This window comes from Mycobacterium sp. TKK-01-0059 (assembly GCF_000709305.1).
Taxonomy (GTDB): Bacteria; Actinomycetota; Actinomycetes; order Mycobacteriales; family Mycobacteriaceae; genus Mycobacterium; species Mycobacterium intracellulare.
Window position 1 is genome coordinate 517,149 of the sequence record NZ_KL446993.1, and the last position, 15,673, is coordinate 532,821.

17 protein-coding genes are annotated in these 15,673 nt (G+C 68.0%); all 17 read left to right on the top strand.

Features of this window, described 5'->3' with window-relative positions; genetic code table 11:
* The 17 genes from K883_RS02690 (at position 1) to nuoF (ending at position 15,673) form a co-directional block, all read left to right on the top strand.
* Positions 1 to 972 (top strand): NADPH:quinone oxidoreductase family protein, encoded by a 972-nt coding sequence (locus K883_RS02690; RefSeq protein WP_008259413.1) that lies wholly within the window; start codon positions 1 to 3, stop codon positions 970 to 972.
* A gap of 242 nt (positions 973 to 1,214) precedes the next feature.
* Positions 1,215 to 2,309: a homogentisate 1,2-dioxygenase gene (locus K883_RS02695; RefSeq protein ID WP_008259415.1), complete on the top strand. Its 1,095-nt coding sequence runs from the start codon at positions 1,215 to 1,217 to the stop codon at positions 2,307 to 2,309.
* On the top strand, positions 2,309 to 3,505 hold the full coding sequence (locus K883_RS02700) for an alpha/beta hydrolase family protein (RefSeq protein ID WP_008259417.1): 1,197 nt from the start codon (positions 2,309 to 2,311) through the stop codon (positions 3,503 to 3,505). Before K883_RS02695 ends, K883_RS02700 begins: the two co-directional genes overlap by 1 nt.
* Positions 3,502 to 4,707 (top strand): CaiB/BaiF CoA transferase family protein, encoded by a 1,206-nt coding sequence (locus K883_RS02705; RefSeq protein ID WP_008259419.1) that lies wholly within the window; start codon positions 3,502 to 3,504, stop codon positions 4,705 to 4,707. The genes K883_RS02700 and K883_RS02705 overlap by 4 nt, the downstream gene beginning before the upstream one ends.
* Positions 4,704 to 5,615, top strand: coding sequence for a hydroxymethylglutaryl-CoA lyase (locus K883_RS02710; protein WP_008259421.1), 912 nt, complete (start codon positions 4,704 to 4,706; stop codon positions 5,613 to 5,615). The genes K883_RS02705 and K883_RS02710 overlap by 4 nt, the downstream gene beginning before the upstream one ends.
* Positions 5,615 to 6,238, top strand: coding sequence for a TetR/AcrR family transcriptional regulator (locus K883_RS02715; RefSeq protein WP_008259423.1), 624 nt, complete (start codon positions 5,615 to 5,617; stop codon positions 6,236 to 6,238). Before K883_RS02710 ends, K883_RS02715 begins: the two co-directional genes overlap by 1 nt.
* A 9-nt stretch (positions 6,239 to 6,247) precedes the next feature.
* Positions 6,248 to 7,486, top strand: a complete 1,239-nt coding sequence (locus tag K883_RS02720; protein ID WP_008259425.1) for an acyl-CoA dehydrogenase family protein — start codon at positions 6,248 to 6,250, stop codon at positions 7,484 to 7,486.
* Complete coding sequence (locus K883_RS02725) at positions 7,483 to 8,871, top strand: phosphotransferase family protein (protein ID WP_020823312.1); 1,389 nt, start codon at positions 7,483 to 7,485, stop codon at positions 8,869 to 8,871. The genes K883_RS02720 and K883_RS02725 overlap by 4 nt, the downstream gene beginning before the upstream one ends.
* Before the next feature lie 11 nt (positions 8,872 to 8,882).
* The gene (locus K883_RS02730; protein ID WP_008259430.1) at positions 8,883 to 9,296 is read left to right on the top strand and encodes a nuclear transport factor 2 family protein; all 414 of its coding nucleotides are present in this window, start codon (positions 8,883 to 8,885) and stop codon (positions 9,294 to 9,296) included.
* Between the two features lie 32 nt (positions 9,297 to 9,328).
* Positions 9,329 to 9,877 (top strand): YceI family protein, encoded by a 549-nt coding sequence (locus K883_RS02735; RefSeq protein WP_170320606.1) that lies wholly within the window; start codon positions 9,329 to 9,331, stop codon positions 9,875 to 9,877.
* 54 nt (positions 9,878 to 9,931) lie between these two features.
* A complete protein-coding gene (locus tag K883_RS02740) occupies positions 9,932 to 10,345 on the top strand; it encodes an Rv3143 family two-component system response regulator (RefSeq protein ID WP_008259435.1) in 414 nt (137 codons plus the stop codon).
* A gap of 266 nt (positions 10,346 to 10,611) precedes the next feature.
* Positions 10,612 to 10,989 (top strand): NADH-quinone oxidoreductase subunit A, encoded by a 378-nt coding sequence (locus K883_RS02745; protein WP_008259436.1) that lies wholly within the window; start codon positions 10,612 to 10,614, stop codon positions 10,987 to 10,989.
* Between the two features lie 8 nt (positions 10,990 to 10,997).
* Complete coding sequence (locus K883_RS02750; RefSeq protein ID WP_008259437.1) at positions 10,998 to 11,552, top strand: NuoB/complex I 20 kDa subunit family protein; 555 nt, start codon at positions 10,998 to 11,000, stop codon at positions 11,550 to 11,552.
* Positions 11,549 to 12,256 (top strand): NADH-quinone oxidoreductase subunit C, encoded by a 708-nt coding sequence (locus tag K883_RS02755; protein ID WP_008259438.1) that lies wholly within the window; start codon positions 11,549 to 11,551, stop codon positions 12,254 to 12,256. Before K883_RS02750 ends, K883_RS02755 begins: the two co-directional genes overlap by 4 nt.
* A complete protein-coding gene (nuoD, locus tag K883_RS02760; protein WP_008259439.1) occupies positions 12,256 to 13,581 on the top strand; it encodes an NADH dehydrogenase (quinone) subunit D in 1,326 nt (441 codons plus the stop codon). The genes K883_RS02755 and nuoD overlap by 1 nt, the downstream gene beginning before the upstream one ends.
* Positions 13,578 to 14,336 carry an NADH-quinone oxidoreductase subunit NuoE gene (nuoE, locus tag K883_RS02765; RefSeq protein WP_008259440.1) on the top strand — a complete coding sequence of 253 codons (759 nt, stop codon included), beginning with the start codon at positions 13,578 to 13,580 and terminating at the stop codon, positions 14,334 to 14,336. The genes nuoD and nuoE overlap by 4 nt, the downstream gene beginning before the upstream one ends.
* Positions 14,333 to 15,673 carry an NADH-quinone oxidoreductase subunit NuoF gene (gene nuoF / locus K883_RS02770; RefSeq protein WP_008259446.1) on the top strand — a complete coding sequence of 447 codons (1,341 nt, stop codon included), beginning with the start codon at positions 14,333 to 14,335 and terminating at the stop codon, positions 15,671 to 15,673. Before nuoE ends, nuoF begins: the two co-directional genes overlap by 4 nt.

The following is a 15,673-nucleotide window of genomic DNA, read 5'->3' on the forward strand; positions in this document are numbered from 1 at the left end:
ATGCGCGCGGTACGGGTGACTCGGCTCGATGGTCCAGACGCGGTCGAGTTGGCCGACATCGACGAACCGACAGGTGAGGGGGTCGTCGTCGACGTGCACGCCGCCGGGGTGGCGTTCCCGGACGCCCTGCTCACCCGCGGCCTGTACCAGTACCGCCCGGAATTGCCCTTTGTGCTGGGCGCCGAAATCGCCGGCGTGGTCCGGTCGGCGCCCGCGGGCGCGCACGTGGGTCCCGGCGACCGGGTGGTCGGCCTCACGATGCTGTCCGGCGGCATGGCCGAGGTCGCAATCTTGGCCCCGGACCGGGTGTTCAAGCTGCCCGACAACGTGAGCTTCGAGGCCGGCGCCGGCCTGCTGTTCAACGACCTGACGGTGTACTTCTCGCTCACCGTGCGGGGCCGGTTGCAGCGCGGCGAGACGGTGCTGGTCCACGGCGCGGCCGGCGGCATCGGCACCTCGGCGCTGCGGTTGGCGCCGGCGCTGGGCGCCTCGCGCACCATCGCCGTCGTCAGCACGCAGGACAAGGCCGACATCGCCACGGCCGCTGGCGCGACGGACGTGGTGCTGGCTGACGGGTTCAAGGACGCGGTCAAGGAGCTGACCCACGGCCGTGGCGTCGACATCGTCGTCGACCCGGTCGGCGGCGACCGGTTCACCGATTCCCTGCGCTCGCTCGCCCCCGGCGGACGACTGCTGGTCGTCGGATTCACCGGCGGTGAAATCCCCACCGTCAAGGTAAACCGATTGCTGCTCAACAACATTGACGTCGTCGGCGTGGGCTGGGGCGCGTGGGCGGGCACGCATCCGGGCGCGCTGGCCGAGCAATGGGCCGGCCTCGAACGTCTGCTCACCTCCGGGGAGCTGGCCCCGCCCGAGCCGGCCACCTACCCGCTGGACGAGGCCGCGGCCGCCGTCGCCTCACTCGAGAACCGCACTGCCAAGGGCAAGGTCGTGCTGCGCGTCCGGGGTTGACGGACGTATTTGTTGGCCGCCTCCCAGCGACAAAAGTCTGAGCGGGCGCGTTGCCATCGGAGTTGTCGCTGGGAGGTGGGCACCGAGCGGGTCCGGCCCGCCGGAGACGCCTGTGGCGACTGTGACTGACGCGAGACGACGACGGCCTCGCGCTCTTGCGGCCCTTGTGTCCGACCAAAACAAAAAGTAATGTCACTTTCAGTTTTGTGACCGCCGAGCTTGGCCCATCCGAGGAGCCGTCCATGGAATCCTTTGTGCACCTGCGGAAAGGGAAGACGCCACGCCGGCTTCATGCCGATCTTGACGGGCTCAAGGACGACGAGCTGGGCCGCGGCGGATTCACCGGCCGCACCGCCAACCTCTACCGGCGCAACGATCCCACCGCCTACCGGTCGGTCGGCCCGCTGCGCCCCCTCGACGTGCTGTCCAGCGAGCTCAAGCCCGGCGACGCCACGGACGCGGGCGGCGGGCCGCTGCTGATGTTCCGCAACGACGACTGCCGAATTCTGTTGAGCCGTCGCCATGAGCCGATGCCGTTCTTCGCTCGTCACGTCGACGGCGACCTGTTGTGCTTCGTCCACCAGGGCAGCGGTCTGGCCGAGACGGAGTTCGGGCCGCTGCGCTATCGGGAGGGCGACTGGCTGTACATCCCTAAGGCGTGCACCTGGCGCCAGCGCCCCGATACCGCGACGACGATGCTGATGATCGAGGCCCGCGACGAGTTTCGGATACCGCCGCCCGGCGCGCTCGGCCGCCACTTCCCCTTCGACCCGTCGCAGGTCGTCATCCCCGAGCCGGTCCCCGCCGACGACGACGCATCCGGCGGCGAGTACGAGGTCCGGCTGATCCACGAGGGCGGTCCGACAACGCTGTTCTACCAACACAATCCGCTCGACGTCGAGGGCTGGCGCGGCGACAACTTCGCGTTCACGTTCAACATCTCCGACTACAACGTCGTCACCTCCGACAGCGTCCACCTGCCTCCGACCGTGCATCTGTTCATGCAGGCCACCGGCGTCTACGTGATGAACTTCCTGCCCAAGCCCGCCGAGGGCGTCCCGGGCACCGAGCGCACACCGTGGTATCACCGCAACGTCGACTACGACGAGATCGCCTTCTTCCACGGCGGATCGCTCTACGGCATCCCGATGCCGCCCGGTTTGATTTCGCATGCGCCGCAAGGGGTTCACCACGGGGCACCGGAGAAGGCGCGGGAACGGGCGCGCCGCAAGTTCGACGAATACTCCCGCGTCGACTGGCAGGTGATCGCCATCGACACCCGCCGCCGGCTGACCCCGTCGGCGGAAATACTCGCCCACGACCTAGGACAACATTGATGACCACGCCGGTGAAACCCAAGAAGCACGAGTACGACCGCATCCCCTATCTCGTTGCCTTCCAGAACAATTCCGGTGTCCGGGACGTCTACGGCGGCCTGGCCGAGATCACCGTGCTGGAAAGCTACCTGCTCAAGCCCAAGGACAATCCGTCGGACACCGTGCTGGTGTTCATGCACCCGATCGGCGGTGGCGCCTACCTGCCGATGATCAATGCCCTGGCCCGCGCCGGTCATCACGTCATCTACTGCAACAGCCGCTTCCGCGGCACCGACTCAGCGCTGCTGATGGAGAAGGTGGTCGAGGACCTCGGCGAGTGCATCAAGGACGCCAAGAAACGGCTGGGCTACTCCAAGGTGGTGCTGGCCGGGTGGAGTGGCGGAGGTTCGCTGTCGGTGTTCTACCAGCAGCAGGCGCAGAATCCGACGATCACCTCCAGTCCGACCGGTGACGGCCCCGACCTGACCAAACTCGACCTGCCCGCCGCCGACGGCATCATGCTGCTGGCCGCGCACATCAGCCGGCACGGCACGCTGACCGAATGGCTGGACGCGTCGATCCTCGACGAATCCGACCCCACCAAGCGCGATCCCGAGCTGGACCTGTACAACCCGGACAACCCCAACCAGCCGCCCTACAGCCAGGAATTCCTGGCCCGGTACCGGCAGGCGCAGGTCGACCGCAACCGCCGCATCACGGCGTGGGTCAAAGACAAGTTGGCCGAGCTGAAGGCCGCCGGCCGGCCGGACGACGAGTTCGGGTTCGTCGTGCACGGCACCATGGCCGACCCGCGATGGCTGGACCCGACCGTCGATCCCAACGAACGCGCCCCTGGGACGTGCTACCTGGGGGATCCTCAAGTGGTGAACATGAGCCCCGTCGGGTTGGCCCGGTTCTCGACGTTGCGCGGCTGGCTCTCGCAGTGGAGTTACGACGACGCCCGCGGCGACGCGGTGTCCTGCGGCCCAGACATCGCGATCCCGGCGCTGGTGATCGGTAACCTGGCCGACGACGCGTGCACACCCAGCCACACCCGGCGGCTTTTCGAAGCGATCGGACACCCCGACAAGGAGATACACGAAATCCCCGGCGCCACACACTATTACGCGGGACCCGACCAGCGCGACGCGCTGCGCACGGCGGTCACCATCGTCACGGACTGGCTGGTCCGGCACGACTTCGCGAGCGCCGAGTGATTCCCACTGGTCCGCTGGACGGCGTCCGGGTGCTCGAACTGGGCACCCTGATCGCCGGCCCGTTCGCCGGGCGGCTGCTGGGCGACATGGGCGCCGACGTCATCAAGGTGGAACTACCCAAGGCCCCGGACCCGTTGCGCACCTGGGGCCAGGCCGAAGTCGACGGGCAGCACGTCTTCTGGACGGTGCACGCCCGCAACAAACGAGCCATCACCCTCGACCTGCGCCACCCCCAGGGCCGCGAACTGTTCTGCGAGCTCGTCGAGAAATCCGACATCGTGGTGGAGAACTTCCGCCCGGGCACCCTGGAGAAGTGGAACCTGGGCTACGACGTGCTGTCCGAGCGCAACCCCGGCATCATCCTGGTGCGCGTGTCCGGTTACGGACAGACCGGACCCGACGCGTCCAAGGCCGGTTACGCGTCGGTCGCCGAGGCGGCCAGCGGACTGCGACACCTCAACGGCTTCCCTGGCGGCCCACCACCCCGGCTGGCGCTCTCGCTCGGCGACAGCCTCGCGGGCATGTTCGGCGCCCAGGGAGCGCTGGCCGCGCTGTACCGCCGCAGCGTGACCGGGCGCGGCCAGGTGGTCGACGTCGCGCTCACCGAATCCTGTTTGGCCGTCCAGGAATCCACGATCCCCGACTACGACGTCGGCGGCGTGGTGCGCGGACCGTCGGGCACCCGGCTCGAGGGCATCGCCCCGTCCAACATCTACCGCAGCGCCGACGGCTCGTGGGTGGTGATCGCCGCCAACCAGGACACCGTCTTCGCGCGGCTGTGCAAGGCCATGGGGCGCCCGGAGCTGGCCACCGACGACCGGTTCGCCACGCACGTCGCGCGCGGCCGCAACCAGGACGAGCTCGACAACATCATCGGCAGCTGGGCGGCCGAACGCCAGCCGGGCGAGATCATCGAAACCCTTTCCGCCGCAGGGGTGATCGCGGGTCCCATCAACACGGTCGCCGAGGTCGTCAACGACCCGCAGCTGCGGGCCCGCGACATGCTGGTCGAGCACTACGACGAGCGGTTGCGGCGCAATGTCCTCGGACCCGGCATCGTTCCGGTGCTCTCGGAATCTCCGGGCCGGCTGCGCAACGCCGGTCCGGCGCGTCCGGGCGAACACAACGACGACGTCTACGTCGGGTTGCTCGGCAAGACCGCCGAGGAGCTCGACGAGCTGCGGGCCCAGGAGGTGCTATGACCACCCAGCATGTCCAGATTCGGGAAGTAGCCCTGCGCGACGGCCTGCAGATCGAGGCGCCAATCCCGTTGTCGGCCAAGCTCGAACTGCTGGCCGCGGTGGCGGCCACCGGCGTCCGCGAGGTGGAGGCCACCGCGTTCGTCTCCCCGACGAAGGTGCCGTCGATGGCCGACGCCGCCGAACTCGCCGCCCACCTGCACGACTACCCCGACATCGAATTCTCCGCCCTGGTCGCCAGCCCCAACGGGGCCAGGCGGGCCGTCGCGGCGGGGCTGCGCTCCATCGAGTACGTGGTGGCCGCCGACGACACCTTCAGCAAGGCCAACGTCGGGCGCACCAGCGCGGAAGCGACCAACCAGATCGACGAGATCGTCGCGATCGCGCACGACGGCCCCACCGGCGTCCCTGTCACCGTCGAGGTCGTCATCGCCACGGCGTGGGATTCGCCGTTCGAAGGCCCCACCTCGCCGCAGCGGGTGCTCGACATCGCCGCGGCCGCACGCGAGCGCGGCGCCGACCGGCTGTCGATCGCCGACACCATCGGCACCACCACCCCGGGCCGCGTGAGTTCGCTGATCGCGCAACTGCGTCCGGTCATCGGGGACATGCCGCTGGGCGGCCACTTCCACAACACCCGCGGCTCCGGACTGGCCAGCGCCTACGCCGCGGTCACCGCCGGGGTGACCCGGCTGGACGCCTCGGTCGGCGGGCTGGGCGGCTGCCCGTTCGCCCCCGGCGCCACGGGCAACATCGCCACCGAGGACCTGGTGTATCTGCTGCGCGACAGCGGTATCGACGTCGACGTCGACCTGCAAGCCGCCATCGCCGCGGCCGCCGTGGCGAAGTCGTTGGTGGGCCACGATTTACCGAGCTCCCTGCTGCGCGCCGGCGACCGGATACAGAATTGATGTCCGCCCCGGAGGCAACCCGCGAGCTGACCGCCAAAGGCCGCCAAACCAGGCAGGCCATCGAGCAGGCCGCCCGTAAACTGTTCGCCGAACGGGGCTTTCACGGCACCACGGTGGCCGACATCACGTCGGCCGCCGGGAAATCGCCGGCGGTGTTCTACCGCTACTTCACCGACAAGGAAGACCTGCTGGCGGCGCTGGCGAAATCGTTCCTGCACGAGGTGGTGACGCCGTCGGGGGCCAGTGTTCACCTGCCCGACGCAGCCGACGACGACGCCTTTTTCACCTCGGTGGTCACCGGCTACTGGAACATGTTCAAGCAGAACATCGGGATCATGATCGCGGTGGCCCAGCTGGCCGCCACCCAGCGCCGGTTCGCCGCCGTGCAGAACGAATTCCGGCGATTGGGCATCGATCTCGTGGCGGCCTCGGTGCGCCGCGCCCAGGAGCAGGGCTACGGCGCCGAATTGAACCCCGAACACACTGCGGCGGCCATCGCGCTGCTGTTCGAGAACTTCACCACCGTGTTCGTCGGTCCCTCCAACCTGGGCATCAAGATCAGCGACAAGGACGCCATCGCCACGCTGTCGACGATCTGGAAGAGAACCCTGTACGGCGCATAAGGAGAAACCATGGATTTCACGCTGCCCGAGCACCTTCCGGGTGTGCTCGCCGAGATGGACGAGTTCATCGAGGCCGAGATCAAACCGCTGGAACGCGAGAACATCCAGTATTTCGACCAGCGCCGCGAGCACGCGCGCACCGATTGGGACAACGACGGCATTCCCACCCGCGAGTGGGAGGACCTGCTCGCCGAGATGCGCAGGCGCGCCGACAAGGCGGGCTGGCTGCGCTACGGCCTGCCGGCCTCGCTCGGCGGCCGCGACGGCAGCAACGTCGACATGGCCGTCATCCGGGAACACCTGGCGCGCAAGGGACTTGGCCTGCACAACGACCTGCAGAACGAGTCGTCGATCGTCGGGAACTTCCCGCAGGTGATCATGATAGAGCGCTTCGGCACCGACGAGCAACGCCGGGTGTGGTCGGAAGCGCTGATCACCGGGGAACGTTCGATGGCGTTCGGATTGACCGAGCCCAAGCACGGCTCGGATGCCACCTGGCTGGAAACACACGCCGAACGTGACGGCGAGGACTGGGTGATCAACGGCTCCAAACGGTTCAACACCGGCGTGCACCGCGCCACCCACGACCTGGTCTTCGCACGCACCTCCGGGGAGCCCGGCGGCGCACGCGGAATCACCGCGTTTCTGGTGCCGACCGATACGCCGGGGTTCGAGGTTCCCTACTACTGGTGGACGTTCAACATGCCCACCGACCACGGCGAGGTCGAGCTGACCGACGTTCGGGTGCCCGCGGACGCGGTGCTCGGCGAGGTGGATCGCGGCCTGGAGGTGGCGCAAACCTTCCTGCACGAGAACAGGATTCGGCAGGCGGCCAGCAGCCTGGGCGCCGCGCAATACTGCATCGACCGCGCCGCCGAATACGCCGGCGGCCGAACGGTGTTCGGCAAGCCGCTGTCGGTCAACCAGGCGGTGCAGTGGCCGCTGGCCGAGTTGCAGACCGAAGCGCAGATGGTGCGCCTACTGGTCCAATACGCCGCCTGGCATCTGGACCGCGACCACCACATGGAGGTCTCCGACACGGTGTCGATGGCGAATTACCGCGCCAATCGCCTGGTCTGCGACGCCGCCGATCGCGCCATGCAGATCTTCGGCGGCCTCGGGTACAGCCGGCACGAGCCGTTCGAGCACATCTACCGACACCACCGTCGTTACCGGATCACCGAGGGCGCCGAAGAGATCCAGATTCGCCGGGTGGCGCAGCGGCTGTTCAACTTCGGCCGAAAATGATGCACGACGACGAGTCGGCACAGCTGCCGGCCAAACTCGCCGCCGTGCTCACGTCGGCCATCGGCGCCGACACGGCGGTCGAGAACCTGCGCGCGCTGACCGGCGGCGCCAGCAGAACCACCTGGGCGTTCGAGGCGGTGACCGGCGCGCAACGCCGCTCGCTGATCCTGCGCACCGGTCCACCCGACGACGTGCATGCCGGCATGGAACTCGAGGCCCGGTCCCAGGCCGCCGCCGCGGCCGCCGGCGCTCCGGTCCCCCACGTCCTGATCGCCGACGATTCGCCTGCGGCACTGGGTAATCCGTTTCTTATCTGCGATGAGATCAAGGGCGAGACCATCGTGCGGCGCATCCAACGCCGGCTCGACGCCGGTGACGGGCACGCCGGCCGCGCCCGATTGCTGCGGCAGTGCGCGCAGGCGGCGGCCGCCATTCACCGCGCCGACCCACACGGCCCGGGCCTGGCACACGAGGACCAGCTCGACGAATGGCGCCGGCGCCTCGACGACATGGGCGACACCACCGCCACCTTCGAATGGGGGTTTCGCTGGCTGGCCGCAAACCGGCCCGACCCGACGCCGGCGGTGCTGGTGCACGGCGACTTCCGGATGGGCAACCTCATCGTCGACGGATCCGACCTTGCCGCCGTGCTGGATTGGGAACTTGTGCACGTCGGCCAGGCGTACGAAGACCTGGCGTGGTTCTGCATCCGGGCCTGGCGATTCGGCGCCCCGGCCAGCCTGGGCGCCGGCGGCCTCGGCAGCATCGAGAGCTTCCTGCGGGCCTATGAGCAGTCCGGCGCGACTACCGTCGACCGGGTGGCGTTTCACTGGTGGCTGGTGCTGACCACGCTGCGCTGGGGTGTCATCTGCCGATTCCAGGCGGAACGGCATCTGAGCGGTCAGCACCGCTCGGTCGAGCTGGCCACCATCGGGCGCCGCGTCTGCGAGACCGAGTGGGACTTGCTCAACCTGCTCGCGCCCGCCGACGATGCGCGCCCCGCGGCGGCGCGAGGAGGAGGCGGGCAATCGGGGCCGGGCGCAGCCATGACCGGCGCGTACGGCCGCCCGCGGGCGGCCGAACTCGTGGCCGCGGTGGCCGAATTCCTGGAGACCGACGTGCGCGCGGCGACCGACGGCCAGGTCAACTTTCACGCCAGGGTGGCGGCCAACGCCCTGCGCATCGTCGAGCGCGAACTGCTCGACGACAGCGAGGCCGAATCCCGTGCGGCGCTGGCCGGCCTGGGTGTCGCCGACGAGGACCAGCTGGCCGCCGCGATCCGGTCCGGCGAGATGGACGACCGGGCGGCCGACGTCACGGCCTGCCTGCGCACCCTGGTACGGCGCCGGCTCGCCGTCGCCCACCCCGGATACGACAGCGAATAGGAGCCACCGCCATGCCCGCGTCCCGCGCAGAAACGGTCATCGAGGCCGCCGACCGCTTGTTCACGGCGATCGAGCGAGGCGATGTCGCGGCGGTCGGCGCGATGTGGAGCGACGACATCGCGGTATGGCGCGTCGGCTCGCGCCGCGACCCCCTCAAAACGGACGACAAGGCCCGCGCGATGCGGGTCATCGAGTGGTTCATCGGCGCGACCACGCAGCGCCGCTACGAAATTCTCGACCGGCAGCTCTTCGACGACGGGACCGCTCAGGGCTTCGTCCAGCAGCACGTCCTGCACGCGACCGGGCATGCGGCGCAATCGATCTCGCTGCGCGTGTGCATCGTGATCCGGGTGAACACCGACGGCCGGATCGAGCGCATCGACGAATATTTCGACCCCGCCGGGATCGCGCCGTTGCTGGATTGAGACTAGATTCGCCACCAGACATGGGGGTGACGATGACGACTTTGGAGACACTGCTTCACGATCCCGACCTCGCCGGCGGGTGGAACCTGGTCCCGGATCGCTCGGCCATCACGTTCAAGGTCCGCAACATGTGGGGGCTCGTCAACGTCAAGGGCCGCTTCACCGACTTCACCGGCGACGGCCAACTGACCGGCAAGGGAGCGGTTTTCGGGCGCGTCGACATCCGGGCCGCCTCGCTGGACACCGGGATCGGCCGCCGCGACAAACACCTGCGCTCGGCGGACTTCTTCGACGTGGACCGCTTTCCCGAGATCAGCGTCGTCGTCACCGCGCTGCGCCCCACTCAGGGCCCTCCCAAAGGCAAGGCCGCCAACGTTCGGGCCAACTTCACCGTCAAGGGCATCACCGCGGAGCTGCCGCTGCCCGTCACGATCTCCGAACTCGACGACGGCTCGGTCCGCGTCGCCGGCGAGACCACGCTCGATCGTGCCCGGTTCGACCTGGGTTGGAACCGGCTCGGCATGATCGGCCCGACGGTGACCGCGGCGGCGGAAGCCATCTTCGTGCGCGAATCGCGATGAGATTTCTGCGGGCACCGGCGATAAACCCGCAGCGACCCCAGTAGCATCTGCACCGTGTCCGACAGCCTCCCCCAGTCCAGCGTCGCCCTGCGGATCCTCGTCTACAGCAGCAACGCCCAAACCCGCGAACGGGTGATGCGCGCGCTCGGCAAGCAGCTGCACCCGGATTTGCCCGAGTTGAGCTATGTCGAGGTGGCGACCGGTCCGATGGTGGTGCGGACGATGGACGAGGGCGGCATCGACTTGGCCATCCTGGACGGCGAAGCCACCCCGACGGGCGGCATGGGAATCGCGAAACAGCTCAAAGACGAACTCGAGACCTGCCCGCCGCTGGTGGTGCTCACCGGGCGTCCCGACGACGCGTGGCTGGCGTCCTGGTCGCGCGCCGAGGGTGCGGTGCCACATCCCATCGACCCCATCCTGCTGGGCCGCACGGTCCTCAATTTGCTGCGGACCCCGGTTCGCTGACTTTCTCCTAGCCGCGGCGTTGCCGCGGCTTTTGCCTTCCGCTGACCGCCTGCGGCGGTTCTGACCACCGGCGCCGGTCCGAGTTCGCGCAGCACAGCACGCGCGCGGCCCCCCAATAGTGCAAAACGCCCACCCCGGGCAAGCGCACCGCGCGCCGCGACGCTATGTTGAAGATCACTGTGACGGGCTCCAGACCCAGTTCGTCACAGCAGCCCGGTTACCGCCTGGCCGCTGCAGGCGGCTCGTACGACGGATCATGGAGCGAATTGAACGTCTACATACCCATCCTGGTGCTCGGTGCGATCGCCGCGGCCTTTGCCGTGGGCTCGGTGGTGATCGCGAGCCTGGCGGGCCCGTCACGGTTCAACAAGTCGAAGATGGCGGCCTACGAGTGTGGGATCGAACCCACCGAGACCTCGGTGAGCGGGCCGCATGCGACGGCAGGACAGCGGTTTCCGGTGAAGTACTACCTGACCGCGATGCTGTTCATCGTCTTCGACATCGAAATCGTGTTCCTGTATCCGTGGGCGGTCAGCTACGACGCGTTGGGCACGTTTGCTCTGGTCGAAATGGTCGTGTTCATGCTCACGGTCTTCGTGGCCTACGCCTACGTGTGGCGCCGCGGCGGCCTGACGTGGGATTGAGGTAAAACGTGGGTCTTGAGGAACAGCTGCCCGGCGGGATTCTGCTGTCCACGGTCGAGAAGGTGGCGGGCTATGTCCGCAAGAACTCGCTGTGGCCGGCGACATTCGGGTTGGCCTGCTGCGCCATCGAGATGATGGCAACCGCCGGGCCAAGATTCGACATCGCGCGGTTCGGCATGGAACGCTTCTCGGCCACCCCCCGGCAGGCCGATCTGATGATCGTCGCCGGCCGGGTCAGCCAGAAGATGGCACCGGTGTTGCGGCAGATCTACGACCAGATGGCCGAGCCGAAATGGGTGCTCGCCATGGGCGTGTGCGCGTCGTCGGGCGGAATGTTCAACAACTACGCGATCGTCCAGGGCGTGGATCACGTGGTCCCGGTGGACATCTACCTGCCCGGATGCCCGCCACGGCCGGAGATGCTGCTGTACGCAATCCTGAAGCTGCACGAGAAGATTCAGGAGATGCCGCTGGGCGTCAACAGGGAAGACGCCATCGCCGAGGCCGAGCAGGCGGCGCTGTCGGCCCGGCCCACCATCGAGATGCGCGGACTGCTCCGATGAGTTCGCCGAATCAGGATCCTCACGAGGCGATCGGCCGCGCCGACGAAGAAGTCATCGACGTACGCCGCGGAATGTTCGGCGTCCAAGGCTCGGGTGACACGTCCGGCTACGGCCGGCTGGTGCGCGAAGTCCTGCTTCCGGGCAGCAGCCCGCGGCCCTACGGCGGCTACTTCGACGAGCTCGTCGACGGACTGGCCGAGGCCCTGAAAAAGGGTGGCGTCGAATTCACGGACGCGATCGAAAAAGTGGTGGTGTACCGCAACGAGCTCACCTTGCATGTGCGCCGGGAGGCGCTGCCGCAGGTCGCCCAGCGCCTTCGCGACGAACCGCAACTGCGCTTCGAAATGTGCCTGGGCGTCAGCGGGGTGCACTACCCGCACGAGGCCGACCGCGAACTGCACGCGGTTTATCCGCTGCAATCGATCACGCACAACCGCCGCGTCCGCCTGGAAGTGTCTGCGCCCGACGATGATCCGCGCATCCCGTCGCTGTTCGGCATCTATCCGACCACCGACTGGCACGAGCGTGAGACCTACGACTTCTTCGGCATCATCTTCGACGGTCACCCGTCGCTGACCCGCATCGAAATGCCCGACGACTGGCACGGACATCCGCAGCGCAAGGACTACCCCCTCGGCGGAATTCCCGTCGAATACAAAGGCGCACAGATACCCCCGCCCGACGAGCGGAGAGCGTACAACTGATGAGCACCACCACCGAATCGACGCACGACGGCGCCGGCGAGACACTCGTGGTCGCCGGCGGCCAGGACTGGGACAAGGTCGTCGAAGCCGCCCGCAACGCCGATCCCGGCGAACGCATCGTCGTCAACATGGGGCCCCAGCACCCGTCCACGCACGGGGTGCTGCGGCTGATCCTGGAAATCGAGGGCGAGACGGTCACCGACGCCCGCTGCGGGATCGGGTACCTGCACACCGGCATCGAAAAGAACCTCGAATACCGCTACTGGACCCAGGGTGTCACCTTCGTGACCCGGATGGATTACCTCGCACCGTTTTTCAACGAGACCGCCTACTGCCTGGGCGTGGAGAAGCTGCTCGGCATCACCGACCAGATACCCGAGCGCGTCGATGTCATCCGGGTGTTGATGATGGAGCTCAACCGGATTTCGTCGCACCTGGTGGCCTTGGCCACCGGCGGCATGGAACTGGGCGCCATGACCCCGATGTTCGTCGGTTTCCGGGGCCGCGAGATCGTGCTGACCCTGTTCGAATCGATCACCGGCTTGCGGATGAACAGCAACTACATCCGGCCCGGCGGCGTGGCCCAGGACCTGCCGCCGAACGCGCAGACCGAGATCGCCGAGGCCCTCGAACCGCTGCGGGAAGTGCTGCGCGAGATGAGCGGTCTGCTCAACGAGAACGCGATCTGGAAGGCCCGCACCCAGGACGTCGGCTACCTGGACCTGACCGGGTGCATGGCGCTGGGCATCACCGGGCCGATCCTGCGTGCCACCGGGCTGCCGCACGATCTGCGCAAGAGCGAACCGTACTGCGGATATGAAAACTACGAATTCGACGTAATCACCGAGGACACGTGTGATGCTTACGGGCGCTACATGATTCGTGTCAACGAGATGTGGGAGTCGATCAAGATCGTCGAGCAGTGTCTGGACAAGCTGAAGCCCGGCCCGACCATGGTCGAGGACCGCAAGATCGCCTGGCCGGCCGACCTGAAGGTGGGGCCCGACGGCATGGGCAACTCGCCGGAGCACATCGCCAAGATCATGGGCGGTTCGATGGAGGCCTTGATCCACCACTTCAAGTTGGTCACCGAGGGCATCAGGGTTCCGCCCGGCCAGGTGTACACCGCGGTCGAGTCGCCGCGCGGGGAGCTCGGCGTGCACATGGTCAGCGACGGCGGCACCCGGCCCTACCGAGTGCATTACCGAGACCCCTCCTTCACCAACCTGCAGTCGGTCGCCGCGATGTGCGAGGGCGGGTTGGTCGCCGACCTGATCACCTCGGTCGCCAGCATCGACCCGGTCATGGGCGGGGTGGACCGGTGACCGGCCCGCAGGGACAGCCGGTCTTCCTCCGGCTCGGCCCGCCGCCGGACGAGCCCAACGCGTTCGTCGTCGAGGGCGCGCCCACGTCGTATCCGCCCGAGGTGCGGGCCCGGCTGGAGGTCGACGCCAAGGAGATCATGGGCCGCTACCCCGAGAAGCGCTCGGCGCTGCTGCCGTTGCTGCACCTGGTGCAGGCGCAGGATTCCTACCTGACGCCGGCGGGCCTGGAGTTCTGCGGTGAGCAGCTGGGACTCAGCGGGGCCGAGGTGTCCGCGGTGGCGAGCTTCTACACCATGTATCGCCGCGGTCCCACCGGCGACTACCTGGTGGGCGTCTGCACCAACACGCTGTGCGCGGTCATGGGCGGCGACGCCATTTTCGATGCCCTGAAAGAACATTTGGGCATCGGCAACGACGAGACGACGGCCGACGGATCGGTCACCCTGCAACACATCGAATGCAACGCCGCCTGCGACTACGCGCCCGTGGTGATGGTCAACTGGGAGTTCTTCGACAACCAGACTTGCGAATCGGCGCGCGAACTCGTCGACTCGCTGCGTTCCGGTGAGCCCAAGGCCCCCACCCGCGGCGCGCCGCTGTGCGCCTTTCGGGAGACGTCGCGCATCCTGGCCGGCCTGCCCGACGAGCGGCCCGACCAGGGGCAGGGAGGCGCCGGTGCGGCGACCCTGGCCGGCCTGAAGGTAGCCAAGGAACACGGCATGCAGGCGCCCGGCGCGCCGGAAGGCCAGCAATGACAACCACTTCCGAAACGTCCGGCGCCACGCCGCTCACTCCGGTGCTCAGCCGCTTCTGGGACGACCCCGAGTCCTGGACGCTGGAGACCTACCGCCGGCACGGTGGCTACGAGGCGATGAAGAAGGCGCTGGCGATGGAGCCGGACGCGGTGATCGGGCTGGTGAAGGATTCCGGGCTGCGCGGGCGCGGCGGCGCGGGCTTCTCGACCGGGACCAAGTGGTCGTTCATCCCGCAGGGCGACACCGGCGCGGCCGCCAAACCGCACTACCTGGTGGTCAACGCCGACGAGTCGGAACCCGGTACCTGCAAAGACATTCCGCTGATGCTGGCGACACCGCACGTCCTCGTTGAGGGCGTCATCATCGCCGCCTACGCGATCCGGGCCAACCACGCGTTCATCTATGTGCGCGGCGAGGTGCTGCCGGTGCTGCGCCGCCTGCAGAACGCGGTGGCCGAGGCGTACGCCGCCGGATACCTGGGCCGCGACATCAACGGCTCGGGATTCGATCTGGAACTGGTCGTGCACGCGGGCGCCGGCGCGTACATCTGCGGCGAGGAGACCGCGCTGCTGGATTCGCTGGAAGGCCGACGCGGCCAGCCGCGGCTGCGGCCGCCGTTCCCCGCGGTCGCCGGCCTGTACGGCTGCCCCACGGTGATCAACAACGTCGAGACCATCGCGAGCGTGCCGTCGATCATCGGCAACGGCGTGGACTGGTTCCGCTCGATGGGAAGCGAGAAATCCCCGGGCTTCACGCTGTATTCGCTGTCCGGGCACGTCGCCCGCCCCGGGCAGTACGAGGCCCCGCTGGGAATCACGTTGCGGGAGTTGCTCGCCTACGCCGGCGGGGTGCGGGCCGGTCACCGGCTGAAGTTCTGGACGCCCGGCGGCTCGTCGACCCCGCTGCTGACCGACGAGCACCTCGACGTTCCGCTGGACTACGAGGGCGTGGGCGGCGCCGGCTCAATGCTGGGCACCAAGGCGCTGGAGATCTTCGACGAAACCACCTGCGTGGTGCGTGCGGTGCAGCGCTGGACGTACTTCTACAAGCACGAATCGTGCGGCAAATGCACGCCGTGTCGCGAGGGCACCTTCTGGCTGGACAAGATCTACGAGCGGCTGGAGGCCGGCACGGGCACGCACGAGGACCTCGACAAGCTGCTGGACATCTCCGACGCCATCTTGGGTAAAGCGTTCTGCGCCTTGGGCGATGGCGCCGCCAGCCCCGTCATGTCGTCGATCCAGTACTTCCGCGACGAATACGTCGCCCATGTCGAGGGCGGCGGGTGCCCGTTCGACCCACGAGACTCCATGCTGATACCGAACGGAAAGGCATGA